Below are 17,207 nucleotides of genomic sequence, written 5' to 3'. Positions count from 1 at the left end.
TGGTGCAACCGATTCCGCGCGGTTCGGCGGTCCGGTAGGGTGAGTTTGAAAGTGGTAACACTGTATCCCTCAGTGAAACAGTGCTGCAAGACAAGCGCATGGGAGGCCGGAGTGGACGTCACCGTAGTGGAAGTCGCGCCCAGGGACGGATTGCAGAACGAAGCGGAGATCATCGCCACCGCCGACAAGGTCCGGCTCGTGGAGCGCTCGATCGAGGCCGGGCTGCGGCGCATCGAGGCGGTGAGTTTCGTGAATCCGCAACGGGTTCCGCAGATGGCCGATGCCGAGGCTGTGATGGCGGGGGTGCCGCGCGTGGACGGTGTGTCCTATGCGGGGCTGGTGTTCAACGACCGCGGTCTGGACCGGGCGCTGGCGGCGGGCGTCGACGAGATCAATGTCGTTGTGGTGGCGACGGATACGTTCAGCCGCCGCAACCAGGGCTGCGATACGGCCGAGGGCGTCGAGCGCTGGACGGCGCTGGCCAAACGCGCCGCCGATGCCGGACTGTTCCGCACCGTCACCATCGCCGCCGCGTTCGGGTGCCCCTTCGAGGGTGAGGTGGCGCCCGGCGCGGTACTCGATCTGGTGCGTCGGGTCGCGGAGGCGGGTCCCGACGAGATCGCGCTCGCCGACACCATCGGCGTCGGCACGCCGGATCGGGTGCGCACCTTGGTGAGCGGTACCGCGGCGGCGGCTCCGGAGGCGGCGGTGCGGTGTCACTTTCACAACACGCGAAATACCGGTTACGCCAATGCCATTGCCGCCCTCGATGCGGGTGCGCGGGTCCTCGACGCCAGTACCGGCGGCGTCGGGGGCTGCCCGTTCGCGCCCAATGCCACCGGCAATATCGCCACCGAGGACCTGCTGTACATGCTCGATCGGATGGCGGTGTCCACCGGCGTTCGGATGGACCGCGTCAGCGAAACCGGGACGTGGCTGGGGGAGTTGCTCGGCAAACCCGTACCCGCGCTGCTCGGTCGGGCGGGGCCGTTTCCGACGCCCGCCCGCTGACGCGGCCATCTGTCGTCATCCCTGTCGTTCGTCCGGACCGCTGTGGCGTAGGAGCCGCAGCAGGGGGTCGAGATCAGTCAGATCGGCCAGGCCGTAGACGGTTTCGCTGATGTCGTCGGCGGTGGCCGGGGACAGGATGTCGGCGGTGTTGAGACGGAATTTGGCCGCCAGCTCCTCGGCCGACAGCGGATTGCCGGGGCCGCCGCGATTGACGTCGACGCGTTCGGTCAGGGTGCTCCCGTCGCGGAGCTCGGCGGTGAGGACGGCCGGGAACTGGTGCGGGAAGATCTCGTCGCAGTGCGAGTCGGGACGGCACTCGACCTTCGCGGCCAGCGCGAGTCGCACCGGATTCCGGGCGGCCTCGTCGGTGAAGTCCTCGTGGAAGACGCCGAGGCCGCCGCCGCCCAGCAGCGCCGCCGCCACCGTGTACGGGCCGGAAAACGCGGCGTGGTAACCGGATTCGGGATTGCGCTTCGCGGCGACGGGTTCGCCGATCGTGCGCAGCACCGGTGTCGGCGCGCCCAGGACGAGACGGGTGATGTCGTCGGCGACCACGCCGCGAGCGCGCAGCCGCAGCGCCGCGTCGATACCGGCGTGGGTGAAGTGGTTGCACGGGTACGGCTTGAAGAACACCCCCGGCAGCTCCCAGTGCTCCCCGAGCCCGTCGGTGATCGCCGCGGGCACCGCGTGCTCGCCGCAGAAGGCTTGCAGCAGACCGAATCTGCCCTCGATGACCGTCGGCGGTCCGGTGATGCCGTGCCGTGCCAGACTCGCGGCGGTGACCGCCGCGTGCGCCGCCCACCCGCAATGCACCCGTTTGACGGTGCCGCCCGTGCGGTTCGCCTCCAACAGGCCCGACCCCATGCTCGCGGCAATGCCGATCGCGTGCGCGATCCCGGGGCCGTCGAGGCCCCACAGCATCGCCGCCGCCGCGGCCCCGCCGAGCGTCCCGCAGATCGCGGTCGCGTGCAGGCCGCGTTCGAAATACACGGAGTTGCCGAGCTTCTCGTCATATCCCGCCATACCGAGCCGCACCGTGAGCTCCACGCCGACCGCGACCGCGTCGAGCAGCGCGGCCCCCGAGGCATGCACCGATTCCGCCACCGCCAGGGCCGCGGGGACCACGCTGGCCGACGGGTGCAGCACCGAGGGCAGGTGCGTGTCGTCGAAATCCAAGGCGTGCGCGAGGGTGCCGTTGAGGAGCGCGGCACTGGGCTCCGGATAGCGGCCGGGCATGCCCAGGGCGGTCGCGCGGGGGTGCCCGGACCACTCCTCGATCAGCGCGTGGACCGCCGTCGCGGCCGGAGTGCGTTGTGCGGCAAGGCTGTTGCCGAGCACATCGAGTACCCGTCGCGCGGCGTCGTCCCGCAGCCGCGCGCCGACGCCGTGGTCGCGCGCGGTCACCGCGAAATCCGCCAGGGCCCGCACCACGGTGCGGGGATCGGGCTGCGCGACACCGCTCGTGGCCGCACCGCTGGCGGTATCGGCCGAAGCGGGTCCGCTGTTCGCGTATCTGCTGGAGGTGGCGCTCACCGGGTCACCGCCGCGAGCGGGCGGACGGGGGATCCGGTGCCGCCGACGATCCGCAGGGGCGCGAGCACGAAGACGAATTCGTGGATCCCCTCGGCCGCGAGGTCTTCCAGCGCCAGGTGTTCGAGAATGAAGATGCCGGACTCCACCAGCAGGACCCGGTGTACGGGCAGGACACTGTGGCCCGCGCCCGGGGCGATGCGCTCGTAGGCGGTGGTGTCCGCCCCGGTGGCGGTGACGTCGCGGGCGGCGAGCCAGCGGGCGGCGTCCACACCGACACCGGGGACGCCGGACTGGCCGCCCAGGTAGGCCGCCGGTTCGTCGAACAGCCGCGACCAGCCGGTGCGGACGAGCACCACATCGCCGGGCTCGGGATCGACATCGGCGTGCTTGGCGGCCTGTTCGAGGTCGTCGACGGTCACCTCGTAGCCGCCGGGGAGGTGGTCGGTGTCGTGCAGGCCCGCGATGTCCAGGAGCAGGCCGCGTCGCAGCAGGCCCGGAAGATGTTCGGCCCCATGGGTATCGAACGCGCCACCGCGCTGGGCGGCCATGGCGTCGACGCCGCCGTGCAGCAGACCGTCGTGGCTGACATGGCTGAGCGCGTCGATATGCGTGCCGACATGGCCGCCGGTCACGATCACCTCGTTCGCGGCCGAACCGCCGTCGGGGCGCACCATGTCACCGTGCCTGCGCGCGAGGGTCATGCGGAAGCCGGGATGGTTCGGCGAGCACGGCATACCGGTGAAGAACGGCTGTCCGAGTTCGATGAGGCGCACGCCGCCGCGCACCAGACTCACCAGGGGGTCGCGGTCACTCATCGGACGACCCCCGCCGCGCGCAGCCGCGCCAACTGGTCGGCGTCGACGCCGTACGCGCCGAGCACCTCCGCGGTGTGCGCGCCCAGTGGCGGTCCGGTCCAGCGGATGCGGCCGGGTGTCTCGGAGAGCCGGAAGAGAATGTTCTGCATACGGACGGAACCCAATTCGTCGTCGGGCAGTTCGGCGATGGTGCCCAGCGCCTGGAACTGCGGATCGGCCAGGACATCGGCGGCGTTGTAGATGGGGGCGACGGCCGCCTCGGCCTTCTCGAACGCCGCGACCACCTCGTCGGCGTCGCGCGCGGCGATCCAATCGCCGACCGCCGTGTCGAGTTCGTCGGCGTGGCGGGCGCGTTCGGCCCCGGAGGCGAACCAGGGCTGCTCGATCAGATCGGGCCGTCCGACCAGGCGCATGACGCGTTCGGCCACCGACTGCGCGCTGGTGGAGACCGCTACCCAGCGGTCGTCGGCGGTGCGATAGGTATTGCGGGGGGCGTTGTTCGAGGAACGGTTGCCCATGCGCGTCTGCAACTCGCCGAGCTGATCGTAGGCGATGAGCTGCGGGCCGAGCAGGGTGAGGATGGGTTCGATGATGGCCATGTCGATCTGCTGGCCGCGGCCACTGCTCTCGCGCGCCCGCAGGGCGGTCATGATGGCGAAAGAGGTTGTCAGCGCGGCGATTCCGTCGGCCAATCCGAACGGCGGCAGGGTGGGCGGCCCGTCGGGTTCGCCGGTGATGGCGGCAAAACCGCTCATGGCCTCGGCGAGCGTCCCGAAGCCGGGGCGGTGCGCGTAGGGGCCGATCTGACCGAATCCGGTGACCCGCGCCAGCACCAGGCCCGGATTGATGCGACGCAGTTCGGAGTATCCGAGACCCCAGCGCTCCAGAGTGCCGGGCCGGAAGTTCTCGATCACCACATCCGTGTCGGCGACCATGCGCCGGAAGATCTCCTGCCCCTCCGGTGCGCCCAGATACAGCGTCACCGATTTCTTGCCGCGCCCCAACATCTTCCACCACAGGCCCACGCCGTCGCGCTGTGCGCCGTGGCTGCGCACCGGATCGCCCTTCGGGTGTTCGATCTTCACGACCTCGGCCCCGTAATCGGCCAGCAGCGTGGCCGCCAGTGGCCCGGCGAACAGCGTCGCCACATCCAGCACCCGGATTCCCGACAGCGGACCGTCCATCGTTCGACTCCTCACCTTGCCGCCAGAATGTTTCCCACAACGAAACATGAGAGTGGGTGAACGGCATTGACTATCAGCGCATACTACTGCGATGATCGCCAAATTGATAAAGTTGTTTCGCACAGAGAAACTGGAGTGAATCGTGGCGGCGACCGACCTGCTCATCCGGAACGCCCGTGTCGTGCGCCCGGGGGATCCGTCCACCGACCAACCGGAGCCCGTGGATATCGCCGTCTCCGGCGGTGTGATCAGTCGAGTCGGGCCCGACCTGTCGGGGGCGGGCTTCGATCGGGTGGTGGATGCCCAAGGGCTGCTGGCGTTTCCGGGTGTGGTGGACGCGCATCAGCATTGGGGCATCTATCAGGAACTGTCCGCCGATACCGAGAGCGAGAGCCGCGCCTGCGCGCAAGGCGGGGTCACCACCGCGATCACCTACATGCGCACGGGGCGCTACTACCTGAATCGCGGTGGGGCCTACCGTGATTTCGTGCCCGAGGTGCTCGACCGCATGTCCGGGCGGGCCTTCGTGGACCACGCGCTGCATCTCGCGCCCATGACGGCCGAGCACATCGCCGAGATCCCCTCGCTGATCGAGGATTTCGGGGTGACCTCGTTCAAGATCTTCATGTTCTACGGTGGTCACGGCCTGCACGGGCGCTCCGCCGACCAGGCCGATTTCCTCATGATTCCGCCGACCGAACGCTACGACCTCGCGCACTTCGAATTCGTCATGCGCGGAATCCAGAGTGCGCGTGCGCGTTTCGGCAATCGGGTGTCGCTGTCGCTGCACTGTGAGACGGCCGAGATCATGACCGCCTACACCGAGATGGTGGAGCGGGAGGGCGCGCTCACCGGCCTGCGGGCCTACAGTGCCTCGCGCCCGCCGCACTCCGAGGGCCTGGCCATCTCCATGGCGTCCTATCTCGCGCACGAGACGGGTTTGGCCAATATCAATCTGCTGCACCTGTCCTCGGCGAAGGCGGTCGAGGCGGCGCTCATCATGGCGGGGGCGTTCCCGCATGTGGACTTCCGGCGGGAGGTGACCATCGGGCATCTGCTCGCCGATGTCGACACCGCGCACGGTCTGGGCGGCAAGGTGAATCCGCCGCTGCGGGAGCGCGCCGATGTGGAGGCGCTGTGGCGGCATCTGCTCGCGGGTGAGATCGACTGGGTGGTCAGCGATCACGCGTGTTGCCGCGATGAGCAGAAGTTCGGTGTGGACCGCGACGATATCTTCGCGGCCAAATCCGGTTTCGGGGGAGCGGAGTACCTGCTGCCGGGTCTGGTGGGGGAGGGTATGAAACGGGGTGTGCCGCTCTCGCGTATCGCCGAGCTGACGTCCTGGAATCCCGCGCAGCGCTACGGGCTCACCGGGAAGGGCAGCATCGCGCCCGGTTTCGACGCCGATATAGTTCTCGTCGACCCGACTGCCGAATGGACCGTCCGTGCCGCTGACAGCGAATCCGCCCAGGAGTACACGCCTTTCGAGGGGTTCTCGATGAACGCCCGGGTCACCGAGGTGTTCCTGCGCGGTCAGCACATCTACCGCGATGGCAAGGTGCAGGGCGATCCGCACGGGCGCTACCTGCGCCGGACTCCGGCCTGAGAGTGGTTTCCCTGGTCTTGGCCCTGGTGGCCGTCGTCGAGCTCGCGTGCGTGGCCCGATTGTGTACGCGTGCGGCGGGGCCGGGCCGGTGGATACTCGTGGTGGTCGGCGTCGGACTGGCCTACGACTCGACGGCTTTCGCCGTGGGCGCCCTGCTCGGCGAGGGAGCGGTCCTGCATGGGCTGAGCGTCGGTCGGTTCGTCGGGCATGCCGTGTTGACGCCACTGCTGGTGATCTGGGTCGGGCAGCGGGTGTTCCCGGCCTTGCGGCGGTGGTCCTATGCGCTCGCGGCGGTCCTGATCCTGTGGGGCGCTACCGAACTCGTTCACCTGGAGCTGACGCCGCGTACCTACGCGGACACCCTGCGCTACGTTCCGGCGACGCCCTCCGGTCCGCCGCTGCCCGCGTTGGCGGTCACCGTGGTCCTGCTGATCGCCGGAACGGCGTTGTGGCGCAGGCGCGAAACGCCGTGGCCGCTGGTGGCGGCGGTGGCGCTGACCGTCTGCTCGGGGGCGGCGTTCGCGGTCCCGCCATTGGGCAATATCGGGGAAGCTCTGCTCCTCGCGGGGCTGGTCACGGTGCCTTTCCAGGCCCACGCCCCCCGGATAGGGGTCTCGACATCGGCGATCGAGTAACTACGCTCGGCACCGGACGGAGGTGTCGCAGTCGGGCACCTCACTGCGATACGAAAGGATCCACCATGCTCCGATCACGCAGGACCGCCGCCGCCGCGGCAACGACCTTCGGCGCGATCACCGCTCTCGTGCTGACCGCCCCCAGCGCTCCCGCCGCCATCACCGATTTCACCGTCGCCCCCGGCCTCGGCTCCAGCACCTCCTACGGCACCGGCTGCTCCTACACCGCCACCGCCACCGCGACCCCCGGCGACTACGTCAGCTTCTACGACAGCCAGAACGGCTCCTTCGACCCGCCCGGCGCCATCCAGGTCCCCAGCTCCGGCAAGGTCACCGCCCAGTGGACCCCCGCCAGCACCGGCGTGCACAACCTCCACGCCGTCCAGATCGGCGGCCAACGAGACCTTCAGGTCACCGTCGGTACGGGCGTCAAGCTCGGCCCCATCTGCCTGGTGACCTAGTCCGGAAACCGTTCAGGCCTTGCCGCGCAACGTATTCAACACGGCTTCGGCCTGTACCGCCGCTCCGCGGGCGTTGGGGTGCATCGGGAAGGCCACTCCCGGTTTGTTGTGGACCGAGGAGACGCTGATGCCCTCCACGTAGCGCAGCGGCTCGGGTTGGCAGACGTCGTGACCGGTACTGGGCGTGTAGGTGTCGACGAACTCCACGCCGGTATCGGTCGCGACGGTCGCCAGCATGGCGTTCATCTGAATGAATTTGGCACGCAGATAGGCGACGTCGACATCGAGGGCCGGGAGCAGCGGCCAACACGATTTGGCGTCGGCGGGAAATGCGTTGAGGTAGTCGACGAGCAGGATGCGCGCCCGCGGTGACCGCTCCCGTATCTGCGCGATGACCTCTTCGATCGCGGGTGCCGTCGCCGCGATGTTCTTCGCCAAGCGATCGACGCCCTTGGCGGTAAGTTTTGCGGCACAAGAATTCTCGGCCGACCCGGTACCTTCCGGCAGCGGCCGCACACAGTCTCGCGCCGCCACCGTGAAGCCGATATCGTTCCCGCCGATACCCAAGGTCACGAGATCGGTCGTCGCCGTGAGCCGATCGAACTGCGGCGGATTCACGCCACCGAGCGGAAGCGCTTGGGGCGCGGTCATTTCCACCGTCGTGGCACTCCCACAACTGGCATCGCGAAACACGGCGACCTCGAGCACCTTCGCCACCCGGTGCGGATAGTTCAGCGCCGACTGCGCACAATCCGCCGGAGTATGTTCCGTCGCCGGTGGCAAACGCGTGAACACCCCAGCGGTCCACGAATCCCCCAGGGCGACATACTCCGAGAAGGCGGGCGCAGCGGCCTGCGCGGGCGCGTGCGTACAGACCAACCCGGCGAATCCCAGCGCAATCAGCGTATTGCGAAGAATAGGAGCACAATTCGACACGACGAACCTCCGAGCCGGTCACCGGACACGAAACAAGGAAGTGGTGCGATCAACTGTGGCGCACACTCAGTCTCGCACAATCGAGAACCGGCCATCGGGAACGAAACGCCCATAGCGCCTGATCGAGGGCCGCGGCGCTTACGCGGTGAGTGGGGCGGGGACCTCGGCGCGGAGGGCGTCGACGGCGGTGCGGGCGGCGCGGGACATGGCTAGGTCTACGGCGATATTGCGGCTGCCCAGGTCTTCGGTGCGGGCGAAGAGGGCCAGGGCGTAGCGGGCGCCGTCGGGGTATTCGACTACGCCCGCTTCCATGTGGAGGCCGGGGAGGGTGCCGGTTTTGGAGGCTACGCGGACCTCGTCGGGGAAACCGGCCGCTATGCGGGTCCAGAACATCTGGTGGCGCATGAGGTTGCGGGCGGCGGCGCAGGCGGCGGGGGAACCGGCGGCGTCGCGCCAGATGAGGGAGAGCAGGTGGGTGATGTCGCGGGCGGTGCTGGAGGTGGTGTGTTCGGGGCGGAAGACCCGCATGCGCGACACCTGCTCGCGGGTCAGGGTGGGGAAGATGGCCGCGAATTCGGAGGCGTCGCGTGCGCCGACATCGGCAAACATCGATTCGAGGAGGTGGCGTGGGCCGCCGATGACGCGGGTGCGGTCGAGGCCGAGCTCCGCGGCGAGGAGCGCGGGTGTGTCGCGGCCCACGCGGTGCAGCAGGAGGTCGGCGGCGGTGTTGTCGCTGACCGACATGGCGAACAGTGCGAGGTCGCGCAGGGACAGCTCGATATCGTCGGCGCATCCGGCGGTGCCCCAACCGCCGAGGCGGTCGGCGGCGCGCACCAGCACGCGTTCGGTGGGGTCGATCTGACCGGCCTCCACCTGACGGCTGAACTCCAGGACCAGCAGGATCTTGAAGATCGACGCGATCACCACCTGCTCGTCCGCCCCGACCGCGATCTCCCGGCCGTCGGCGATATCGACGGCGTGCAGCGTGCCGCGCACGGGCAGCTCGGCGAAGATCTCCTGGATACGTTGCTCTGGTGCCACCCTGACACGGTAGACACCCGGTCGGCGTGCTGCCATATCCGATCGCATATCGTCGAGGTCGTGGACCTGGCCCGGCATTTGCGCTACTTCCTGACGGTGGCGGGCGAAATGCATTTCGGCCGGGCGGCCGAGGTGCTCGGTATCGCACAGCCGCCCCTGAGCCAGTCGATCCAGCGCCTGGAACGCGAACTCGGGGTGGCGCTGTTCGACCGATCCCGCCGCGCCGTCCAGCTCACCGCGGCGGGCGAACTCCTCGTCGACGAGGCCCGCGCGTTGCTCGCCGCCGAACAGCGGTTGCGCACCGTCATGCGCAAGGCGAGTGACGGTGACCTCGGGACGTTGCGCGTGGGCGTCCCGGCGGAAACCCCTGCGGCCGTACTGCATACGCTGCTGCGGCGCTTCGCCGACGAGGCCCCGGCCCTGACCCTCGACCTCCAGGAACTCGACACCGCCGATCAGCTTCGCCTGCTCGCGACGGCGGAACTCGACGTGGGACTGGTGGATCAACCGGTCGACGCGCCCGATCTGGTGCGCGGGCCCACCGCGAGCGTGCCGCTCGGCGTGGTGCTGCCGCGCACCTCACCGCTTGCGCGCCTGCCCGAGGTCCGATTGGCCGATCTCGCTGGCCACGACCTCGTGCTCTTCCCGCGCGCCACGGCCCCCGGCTGGCACGATCGTCTCCTGAACAGCTGTCGCGCACAGGGATTCGAACCCGCCCGCATCCGCCACGCCCGCAATCCCGAATTCAGCCTCGGCCTAGTGCTGGCGGGCAAGGGCGTGGCGTTCATGCAGGAGGCCATGGCGCGGCGCGAACCCCGGGTGGCGTGGCGGCCACTGGTCGACCGCCCGCTGGTCCGCCGTCTCGCCGCAGTCTGGACCGACACCGCCGTCCACCCGGCGGTCCCGCGTTTCGCCCATACCGCCGCGGTGGTGCTCGCCGAAGAGGAGATGCCGACGCCGCTGACGTCCTCCGCTCCGGGGCAACCCTGGTCGATCTTCTACGCTCGGCCGGGCAACGAGACGCGGGACCCCTGAACCGGTCAGCGCACCTGTGTCACAACGACTTTCGTCGCCTCGGCGACCAGCGCGCTGTCCGGCTTCGCCTCCGCCGCCGCATGCGTGGTCAGCACCGCGATGACGATCGGCGCGGCGGCACCGGCGGGCCAGGTGACCGCCACGTCATTGGCCGACCCGTAATCCCCGGTCCCGGTCTTGTCGCCGGTCCGCCACTCCGACGGCAACCCGGCGCGAATGCGCTCGCCGCCGGTGGTGTTGGCGAGCAACCAGTCGGTCAGCTGCTGTCGCTCCGGCGCCGGGAGGGCATCCCCGACGACCAGTGCCTGATAGTCGCGCGCGATGGCCGCGGGCGTCGTGGTGTCGCGCTCATCGCCCGGAATCGCGGTATTGAGCTCGGGCTCCCAGCGGTCGAGTCGACTCACCTGATCGCCGATCCCGCGCAGGAACTCCGTCACCGCCTGCGGTCCGCCCAGCAGCTTCAGAATCTCGTTCGCGGCCGCGTTGTCACTGTAAGTGATTGCCGCGTCACACAATTCGCGGACCGTCATACCGCTCTCGACATGCTTGCCGGACACCGCCGACCCCTGCGCCTTGGCGACATCCGCCTCGGTGAAGCGAATGACCTGATCCCAGTAGCCGGTGCTGAGTGGATGCGCCTTCAGCAGCGCGCCGCAGGCGAGAGCCTTGAAGGTCGACATCATGGCGAACCGCTCGTCCTGGCGGTAGCCGGTGGTCTTGCCGGAAGCGGTATCGATCGCGAAGACCCCGAGGCGCGCGTCGTGCTGCTGTTCGAGACCGGCGTACTGGATATCGGCGACGGGCGTGGTCGACGTGGGTGCCGTCTCACTCGACGCGCCTGCGCACGCGCCGACCAGGGGAACGAGCGCGGTCAGCAATACGGCGATTCTCGTGCGGGCCGAGAGGGCCCCTCTCCTGCTCTGTGTCATGGCGACACGAGAACACGGCCGCCACGCGCCTGTCCAAGACCAACACTCGTACGAACCGATATTCCAGTGGATATCATCGCAGGTCCGGAGGCCCGGCGCGGAGGCAAGGTAGCCGCCGGTTTCCCCGCTCGGTGGCCGGGTATGTCCCGAGGCAGCAGAGGAGGTTGTCCATGACCGACGACTACCGCCGCGTGGTCCTCACCCGCGACGGGCCCGCCCTCATTCAGGGCCCGGTCGAGCTGGTGACCGATGACGGCACCGTGGTGCGCTCCGATCGCTTCGTCGTCGCCCTCTGCCAGTGCCGCCGCTCCAAGACGTTCCCGCTCTGCGACACCAGCCACCGCAAACGCCGCCGCGAGGCGTGAGCCGCCTCAGCGGGCGGGCCAGGACCAGTCGGCGACGGCGGGAATATCGGCTCCGTGCGACCGCGTCCAGGCGCGCGCGGTCCAGCGGGCGTCCACCATCTCCTGCCGCAGCCCCGCCGCGCGCTCACGCAGCTCCGGCACCCGGTCGATCACATCCATGACCAGGTGGTAGCGGTCCAGATCGTTGAGCATGACCATGTCGAAAGGCGTTGTGGTGGTGCCCTTCTCCTTGTATCCGCGCACATGCAGCTGGTCGTGGTTGGTGCGGCGGTAAGCGAGCCGGTGCACCAGCCACGGATAGCCGTGGAAGGCGAAGATGACCGGCCGATCACGGGTGAACAAGGTGTCGAATTCGCTGTCGGGCAGGCCGTGCGGATGTTCGGTCTCGGGCAGCAGACGCATGAGATCGACGACATTGACCACGCGAACCTTCAACTCCGGCAGGCGATCCCGCAGAATCGCCGCCGCAGCGAGGGTCTCCAGGGTGGGCACGTCACCGGCGCAGGCGAGCACCACATCCGGTGTGTCACCGAGGGTGTCGCGATTGCCCGCCCATTCCCAGATCCCCGCGCCACGCGCGCAGTGCACGGCCGCTTCGTCCACCGACAGCCACGATTCCTGCGGTTGTTTGCCCGCCACAACGACATTCACGTAATGGCGTGAGCGCAGGCAGTGATCGTAGGTCGAGAGCAGGGTATTGGCGTCCGGCGGCAGATAGACCCGCACCACCTCCGGACTCTTGTTCAGCACCACATCCAGGAAACCCGGATCCTGATGGGTGAAACCATTGTGGTCCTGCCGCCAAACATGCGACGACAGCAGGTAATTCAGGCTCGGAATGGGCCGCCGCCACGGCACTTTCGCGCTGGCGTCGAGCCATTTGGCGTGCTGGTTGAACATGGCGTCGACAATGTGGATGAACGCCTCGTAGCAGGTGAACACGCCGTGTCTGCCGGTGAGCAGATAGCCCTCCAGCAGGCCCTGGCACATATGCTCCGAGAGCACCTCGATCACGCGTCCGGTGCGGTCGAGTTTCACATCGAATTCGCCGACTTCGGCCTGCCAGTCGCGGCCGGTCACCTCCAAAATGTCCTGGAGTCGGTTACTGGCCAATTCGTCCGGGGCGAAGGTGAGGAAATTATCCGGATTGAGCCGCGTGACCTCGCGCAGCCAGCCGCCGAGAACGCGCGTCGCCTCGTGTTTGACCTGTCCCGGCGCGGGGACGTCGACCCCGTAGTCGCGCCAGTCCGGCAGGAACAGATCGCGAATTCTGCTGCCGCCATTGGCGATCGGATTCGCGCTCATGCGCCGTGTCCCGGTGGGCATCTGCTCGAGCAGCGCGGGCACCGGGCTGCCGGTCGCGTCGAACAGCTCCTCGGGGCGATAGGACTTCAGCCACTGCGCCAGCACCGCGCGATGGTTCTCGTCGGTGCGCGCGGCGGGCAAGGGCACCTGATGCGCGCGGAAGGTGCCCTCCACCGGCGCGCCGTCCACCATCGGCGGGCAGGTCCAGCCCTTCGGGGTGCGCAGGACGATCATCGGCCAGCTCGGGCGCGCGCCGTCGCCACCACCGCGCGCCGCCCGCTGAATCTGGGCGATGCGGTCCAGGCATTCGTCGGTGGCGGCCGCCATCGCCTGATGCACGGTCGCCGGATCACTGCCCGACACGATGGTCGGCTCGTAGCCGCAGCCGCGCAGCAGCGAGACGAGCTCCGACTCCGGGATGCGCGCGAGAATGGTCGGGTTGGCGATCTTGTACTCGTTGAGCGCCACAATCGGCACCACCGCGCCGTCTCGCGCCGGGTTCAGGAATTTGTTGGCATGCCAGCTGCCCGCCAGCGGGCCGGTCTCCGCCTCGCCGTCGCCGATCACACAGAACACCGTGAGTTCGGGATGGTCGAGCGCCGCGCCGTAGGCGTGCAGCAGCGAATAGCCCAGCTCGCCGCCCTCGTGGAAGGAGCCGGGCGTCTCCGGTGCACAGTGGCTCGGCACGCCGCCCGGGAAGGAGAACTGCGCGAACAGCGCCGCCATCCCGGATTCGTCGCGCGGAATATGGCTGTACAGCTCGGAATAGGTGCCCTCCAACCAGCCGCACGCATTCGGTCCGGGGCCGCCGTGGCCCGGGCCCGCCACGAAGACCGCGTCCAGATCCCGATGCCGAATGGCGCGATTGGCGTGCGCCCAGACCAGATTCAGGCCCGGCACGGTGCCGAAATGCCCGAGCAGGCGAGGTTTGATGTGCTCGGGACGCAAGGGTTCGCGCAGCAGCGGATTGCTCATCAGATAGATCTGCCCGACGGCCAGATAGTTCGCCGCCCGCCACCACGCGTCCAGGGCCGCGAGCTCCTCGGGCGAGAGCGGTCCGGGTGCGTCGCCGAGACGATACGGCTTCGGGGCGACGGTTTTGCCGCCGCCGCTATCGAGATTGTCGGCCGAGGTGTCGTCCTGGGCACCGACCTGCTGCGTCATTCGCGGACTCTCCTCACGCTGGGACGTCGCCAGCGGCACCGGATCGATACCGCTGGTGCTCGGGTTCCGGATGGAGATGCTTCGCCCACTCTACCTACGATCGGACCATGAAGGTTCTCGGCGCGTGCCCGCTCGATTGCCCCGACGCGTGCTCGTGGGAGGTGACCGTGCGCGATGGCGTCGCGGAGCGATTGCGCGGCAACAAGGAGCATCCGGTCACCCGCGGGGCGCTGTGCGTGAAGGTGAATCGCTATCTGGAGCAGGTGAATTCGCCGGAGCGCATCCAGTATCCGATGCGCCGCGTGGGTGCGAAGGGCGAGGGCAGGTTCGAGCGCATCAGCTGGGACGAGGCGCTCGACGAGATCGCCGGGCGGCTCACCGGAATCGTCGACGAGTACGGCGGTGAGGCCATCTGGCCGTTCCACGGCACCGGGACCCTCGGGTTCATCCAGGGCGTGGAGGGCTCGGCCGGGCGGCGGTTCTTCAATGTGCTCGGGGCGAGCCTGCACAAGATGACCATCTGCTCCATCGCGGGCGCGACGGGGCTGGAGTACACCCTCGGGACCTCGGGCGGCATGGATCCGGAGGATCTGGCCAAGTCCGAACTGATCCTGCTGTGGGGGACCAATCCGTTGACCTCCGGGCATCATCTGTGGAAGTTCATACAGGACAGCGGTGCGTACACGGTCGCGATCGATCCCGTGCGCACGCGGACGGCGGAGCGATGCGATGAGCATCTGGCACCGCTGCCGGGGACGGATGCGGCGTTGGCGTTGGGGTTGCTCCACGTCATCGTGTCGATGGGAGCCGAGGATCGCGAGTTCATCGCCGAACAGACGGTGGGATGGCCCGAATTCCGTGAGCGCATCATGGAATATCCGCCGGAGCGGGTCGCCGAGATCACCGGGTTGCCGGTGGAACGGATCGTCGCGCTGGGGGAGCGCATCGCCACCACCCGGCCGACCGCCATTCGCGCCTCGCAGGGCATGCAGCGGCACGCGGGAGGCGGGATGGCGCTACGTGTACTCGCGTGCCTGCCGGGCGTGACCGGCGACTGGGCGATTCCCGGTGGGGGACTGCACTATTCGACCAGTGCGCATTTTCAGCTGGATCTGCCGGAGCTGCTTCGACTGGATATGTTGCCGCATCCGGTGCGCACGCTGTCCATGACCCGGCTGGGCGAGGGGCTGCTCGAGACCGATGATCCGCCGGTCAAGGCGCTGTTCGTTATTGCCGCCAATCCGGTCGGGTCCAATCCCGATCAGAAGAAGGTGATCGAGGGGCTGTCGCGGGAAGATCTGTTCACCGTTGTGCTGGAACACTTTCCGACCGATACCGTGGACTACGCCGATATTGTGCTGCCCGCGACCATGCAGCCGGAACATCTCGATGTGCTCGCCGCGTACGGGAATTTGTATCTGGTGTGGAACGATCCGGCTGTCGCACCGCCGGGCGAATGCCTGTCCACCACAGAGACTTTCCGTCGGCTCGCGCATCGGATGGGGTTCGAGGATCCCGCGCTGTACGACTCCGACGAGGAGCTCGCGAGCCAGCTGCTGAAGCAGTACGACATCGACCGGTTGCGGGCCGAGGGGTTCCTGAAGATCGAACCTGGGCCGGTGCCCGCGGGGAAACTGCAATTCGTCTCCGAGCGGGCGGCGCGGGACGGGCACGACCCGTTGCCGTCCTACACGCCGCCCGCCGACTCGGGTGACGGGCTGGTGCTCATCTCGGCGGCCTCGCACTACTTCCTCAACAGTACTTTCGGGGCCAATCCCGAATTGCGCCGCCGGGCCGGGGATTCCCGCGTCACCCTGCATCCCGAGGATGCGGCGCGACTCGGAATCGAGGACGGCGCAGCGGTTCTGGTGTCCAATGCGCGCGGTGCGTTCGAGGCGGTCGCCGAGGTCTCCGATATGGTCCGCCCGGGTGTGGCGGCAACCACCAAGGGGCGGTGGGCGAAGTTCAACAAGGGGGCGACCGTCAACGCGACCGTCGCCGAACGTGACTCCGACTACGGCGGGGGAGCGGTCTTCCACGACAATCGGGTGCGGATCACGCCGCGAGGGTGAGCAGCGTCATCGCGGCCGGTCGGGTGCACGCGGCATAAATCGGGCACCCGTGCGCCTTGTACTGAGGAGTGTGTTCTCCGATATCGAAAGGCGGCCCCCGCATGCCCATCGCGGTTTCCATCCTCGACCTGGCGTCGATCGCGCGCGGCCAGACGGCGCGGCAGAGCTTCGACAACAGCGTCGCGTTGGCGCGGGCGGCGGAACGCAGCGGGTACCGGCGGGTCTGGTACGCGGAGCACCACAATATGAAGTCGATCGCCTCGAGCGCGACCAGTGTGTTGATCGGGCACGTCGCGGCCCACACTGACAGCATCCGGCTAGGGGCGGGCGGCATCATGCTGCCCAACCATTCGCCGCTGGTGATCGCCGAACAGTTCGGGACGTTGGAGACGCTGTACCCGGGTCGCATCGACCTCGGATTGGGGCGCGCGCCCGGCAGTGACCAGAAGACCATGTACGCGCTGCGCCGCGACCCCGCCTCGGCGGACTCGTTCCCGCGCGACGTGCTGGAACTTCAGGGCTACCTGACCGGGAACACTCGGGTACCGGGCGTCCACGCGGTGCCGCGCGCGGAAGGCATTGTCCCGCTGTACATCCTGGGGTCCTCGCTGTTCGGCGCGCAGCTTGCGGCGCACCTGGGCCTGCCCTACGCCTTCGCCTCGCACTTCGCCCCCGACGCCCTGCACGAGGCGGTCGCCGTCTATCGCGACACCTTCCAGCCGTCGGAGCAACTGGCCGAGCCGTACGTCATGGCAGGAGTCAACGTCTTCGCCGCCGAAGACCACGACGCCGCCCTCGAGCAGAAAACCGTCGCCTACCGCGCCCGCGCCCGCATGATGATCGCCCGAGGCCCGGCCGCCGGAGACTTCTCCGACGCCGAGATCGACGCTTTCCTCGCCTCCCCGAACGGTTACCAACTCACCAACATGACCAAATACACGGCCGTCGGCACCGCCACCGAAGTCCGCGCCTACCTGGAAGACTTCGCCTCCTCCATCCAGGCCGACGAACTCATCACCACCCACCACGCCTCCGACATCACCGACCGCGTCCGCTCGGTCGAACTCACCGGTGAGATCATGGCGACCCGCGAACCGGTCGTCCAGTAACCGGCA

15 protein-coding genes are annotated in these 17,207 nt (G+C 68.5%); 8 read left to right on the top strand and 7 right to left on the bottom strand.

Translation table 11 applies throughout. From position 1 onward, the window contains the following. Positions 1 to 111 precede the first annotated feature (111 nt). Positions 112 to 1,011: a hydroxymethylglutaryl-CoA lyase gene (locus tag ACIBH2_RS03985; protein WP_397113181.1), complete on the top strand. Its 900-nt coding sequence runs from the start codon at positions 112 to 114 to the stop codon at positions 1,009 to 1,011. Between the two features lie 15 nt (positions 1,012 to 1,026). Here the strand turns inward: ACIBH2_RS03985 and ACIBH2_RS03980 are convergent, their stop codons facing one another. From ACIBH2_RS03980 to ACIBH2_RS03970, 3 genes are read right to left on the bottom strand one after another with little or no spacing between them, the layout of a single operon-like run. Beyond that, positions 1,027 to 2,544, bottom strand: coding sequence for an MmgE/PrpD family protein (locus tag ACIBH2_RS03980; RefSeq protein WP_397113179.1), 1,518 nt, complete (start codon positions 2,542 to 2,544; stop codon positions 1,027 to 1,029). After that, positions 2,541 to 3,359, bottom strand: coding sequence for a cyclase family protein (locus ACIBH2_RS03975; protein ID WP_397113177.1), 819 nt, complete (start codon positions 3,357 to 3,359; stop codon positions 2,541 to 2,543). The genes ACIBH2_RS03980 and ACIBH2_RS03975 overlap by 4 nt, the downstream gene beginning before the upstream one ends. Beyond that, a complete protein-coding gene (locus tag ACIBH2_RS03970) occupies positions 3,356 to 4,543 on the bottom strand; it encodes a CaiB/BaiF CoA transferase family protein (RefSeq protein WP_397113175.1) in 1,188 nt (395 codons plus the stop codon). Before ACIBH2_RS03970 ends, ACIBH2_RS03975 begins: the two co-directional genes overlap by 4 nt. Before the next feature lie 142 nt (positions 4,544 to 4,685). Here ACIBH2_RS03970 and ACIBH2_RS03965 point away from each other — a divergent pair, with 142 nt between their 5' ends. From ACIBH2_RS03965 to ACIBH2_RS03955, 3 genes are all read left to right on the top strand, one after another. After that, positions 4,686 to 6,149, top strand: coding sequence for a dihydroorotase family protein (locus ACIBH2_RS03965; RefSeq protein ID WP_397113173.1), 1,464 nt, complete (start codon positions 4,686 to 4,688; stop codon positions 6,147 to 6,149). Between the two features lie 2 nt (positions 6,150 to 6,151). Continuing rightward, positions 6,152 to 6,784 carry a hypothetical protein gene (locus ACIBH2_RS03960; RefSeq protein ID WP_397113171.1) on the top strand — a complete coding sequence of 211 codons (633 nt, stop codon included), beginning with the start codon at positions 6,152 to 6,154 and terminating at the stop codon, positions 6,782 to 6,784. A gap of 65 nt (positions 6,785 to 6,849) precedes the next feature. After that, on the top strand, positions 6,850 to 7,245 hold the full coding sequence (locus ACIBH2_RS03955; RefSeq protein WP_397113169.1) for a hypothetical protein: 396 nt from the start codon (positions 6,850 to 6,852) through the stop codon (positions 7,243 to 7,245). A gap of 12 nt (positions 7,246 to 7,257) precedes the next feature. On the opposite strand, the gene ACIBH2_RS03950 is transcribed toward ACIBH2_RS03955, so the two are convergent. Together ACIBH2_RS03950 and ACIBH2_RS03945 are read right to left on the bottom strand one after the other, a co-directional pair. Beyond that, positions 7,258 to 8,181 (bottom strand): SGNH/GDSL hydrolase family protein, encoded by a 924-nt coding sequence (locus ACIBH2_RS03950; protein WP_397113167.1) that lies wholly within the window; start codon positions 8,179 to 8,181, stop codon positions 7,258 to 7,260. Between the two features lie 138 nt (positions 8,182 to 8,319). Beyond that, positions 8,320 to 9,222 (bottom strand): serine hydrolase, encoded by a 903-nt coding sequence (locus tag ACIBH2_RS03945; RefSeq protein ID WP_397113165.1) that lies wholly within the window; start codon positions 9,220 to 9,222, stop codon positions 8,320 to 8,322. Between the two features lie 60 nt (positions 9,223 to 9,282). Here ACIBH2_RS03945 and ACIBH2_RS03940 point away from each other — a divergent pair, with 60 nt between their 5' ends. Further along, positions 9,283 to 10,257, top strand: coding sequence for a LysR family transcriptional regulator (locus ACIBH2_RS03940; protein ID WP_397113163.1), 975 nt, complete (start codon positions 9,283 to 9,285; stop codon positions 10,255 to 10,257). Positions 10,258 to 10,262: 5 nt separating this feature from the next. Here ACIBH2_RS03940 and bla read toward each other — a convergent pair whose 3' ends face one another. Continuing rightward, positions 10,263 to 11,186, bottom strand: a complete 924-nt coding sequence (bla, locus tag ACIBH2_RS03935; RefSeq protein ID WP_397113161.1) for a class A beta-lactamase — start codon at positions 11,184 to 11,186, stop codon at positions 10,263 to 10,265. A gap of 170 nt (positions 11,187 to 11,356) precedes the next feature. On the opposite strand from bla, the gene ACIBH2_RS03930 reads away from it, so the two are divergent. Then, positions 11,357 to 11,551 carry a CDGSH iron-sulfur domain-containing protein gene (locus tag ACIBH2_RS03930; protein WP_397113159.1) on the top strand — a complete coding sequence of 65 codons (195 nt, stop codon included), beginning with the start codon at positions 11,357 to 11,359 and terminating at the stop codon, positions 11,549 to 11,551. Between the two features lie 6 nt (positions 11,552 to 11,557). Here the strand turns inward: ACIBH2_RS03930 and ACIBH2_RS03925 are convergent, their stop codons facing one another. Then, positions 11,558 to 14,020: a phosphoketolase gene (locus ACIBH2_RS03925; RefSeq protein WP_397113157.1), complete on the bottom strand. Its 2,463-nt coding sequence runs from the start codon at positions 14,018 to 14,020 to the stop codon at positions 11,558 to 11,560. A 107-nt stretch (positions 14,021 to 14,127) separates the two neighbouring features. Here ACIBH2_RS03925 and ACIBH2_RS03920 point away from each other — a divergent pair, with 107 nt between their 5' ends. Together ACIBH2_RS03920 and ACIBH2_RS03915 are read left to right on the top strand one after the other, a co-directional pair. Then, entirely contained in the window at positions 14,128 to 16,092 is a 1,965-nt protein-coding gene (locus ACIBH2_RS03920) for a molybdopterin-dependent oxidoreductase (protein ID WP_397113155.1), read from the top strand. A 101-nt stretch (positions 16,093 to 16,193) separates the two neighbouring features. Continuing rightward, positions 16,194 to 17,201: an LLM class flavin-dependent oxidoreductase gene (locus ACIBH2_RS03915; protein WP_397113153.1), complete on the top strand. Its 1,008-nt coding sequence runs from the start codon at positions 16,194 to 16,196 to the stop codon at positions 17,199 to 17,201. Positions 17,202 to 17,207 lie beyond the last annotated feature (6 nt).

Source organism: Nocardia sp. NPDC050406 (assembly GCF_044459025.1).
Lineage (GTDB): Bacteria > Actinomycetota > Actinomycetes > Mycobacteriales > Mycobacteriaceae > Nocardia.
This window is presented reverse-complemented; position numbering and strand designations above follow the sequence as displayed.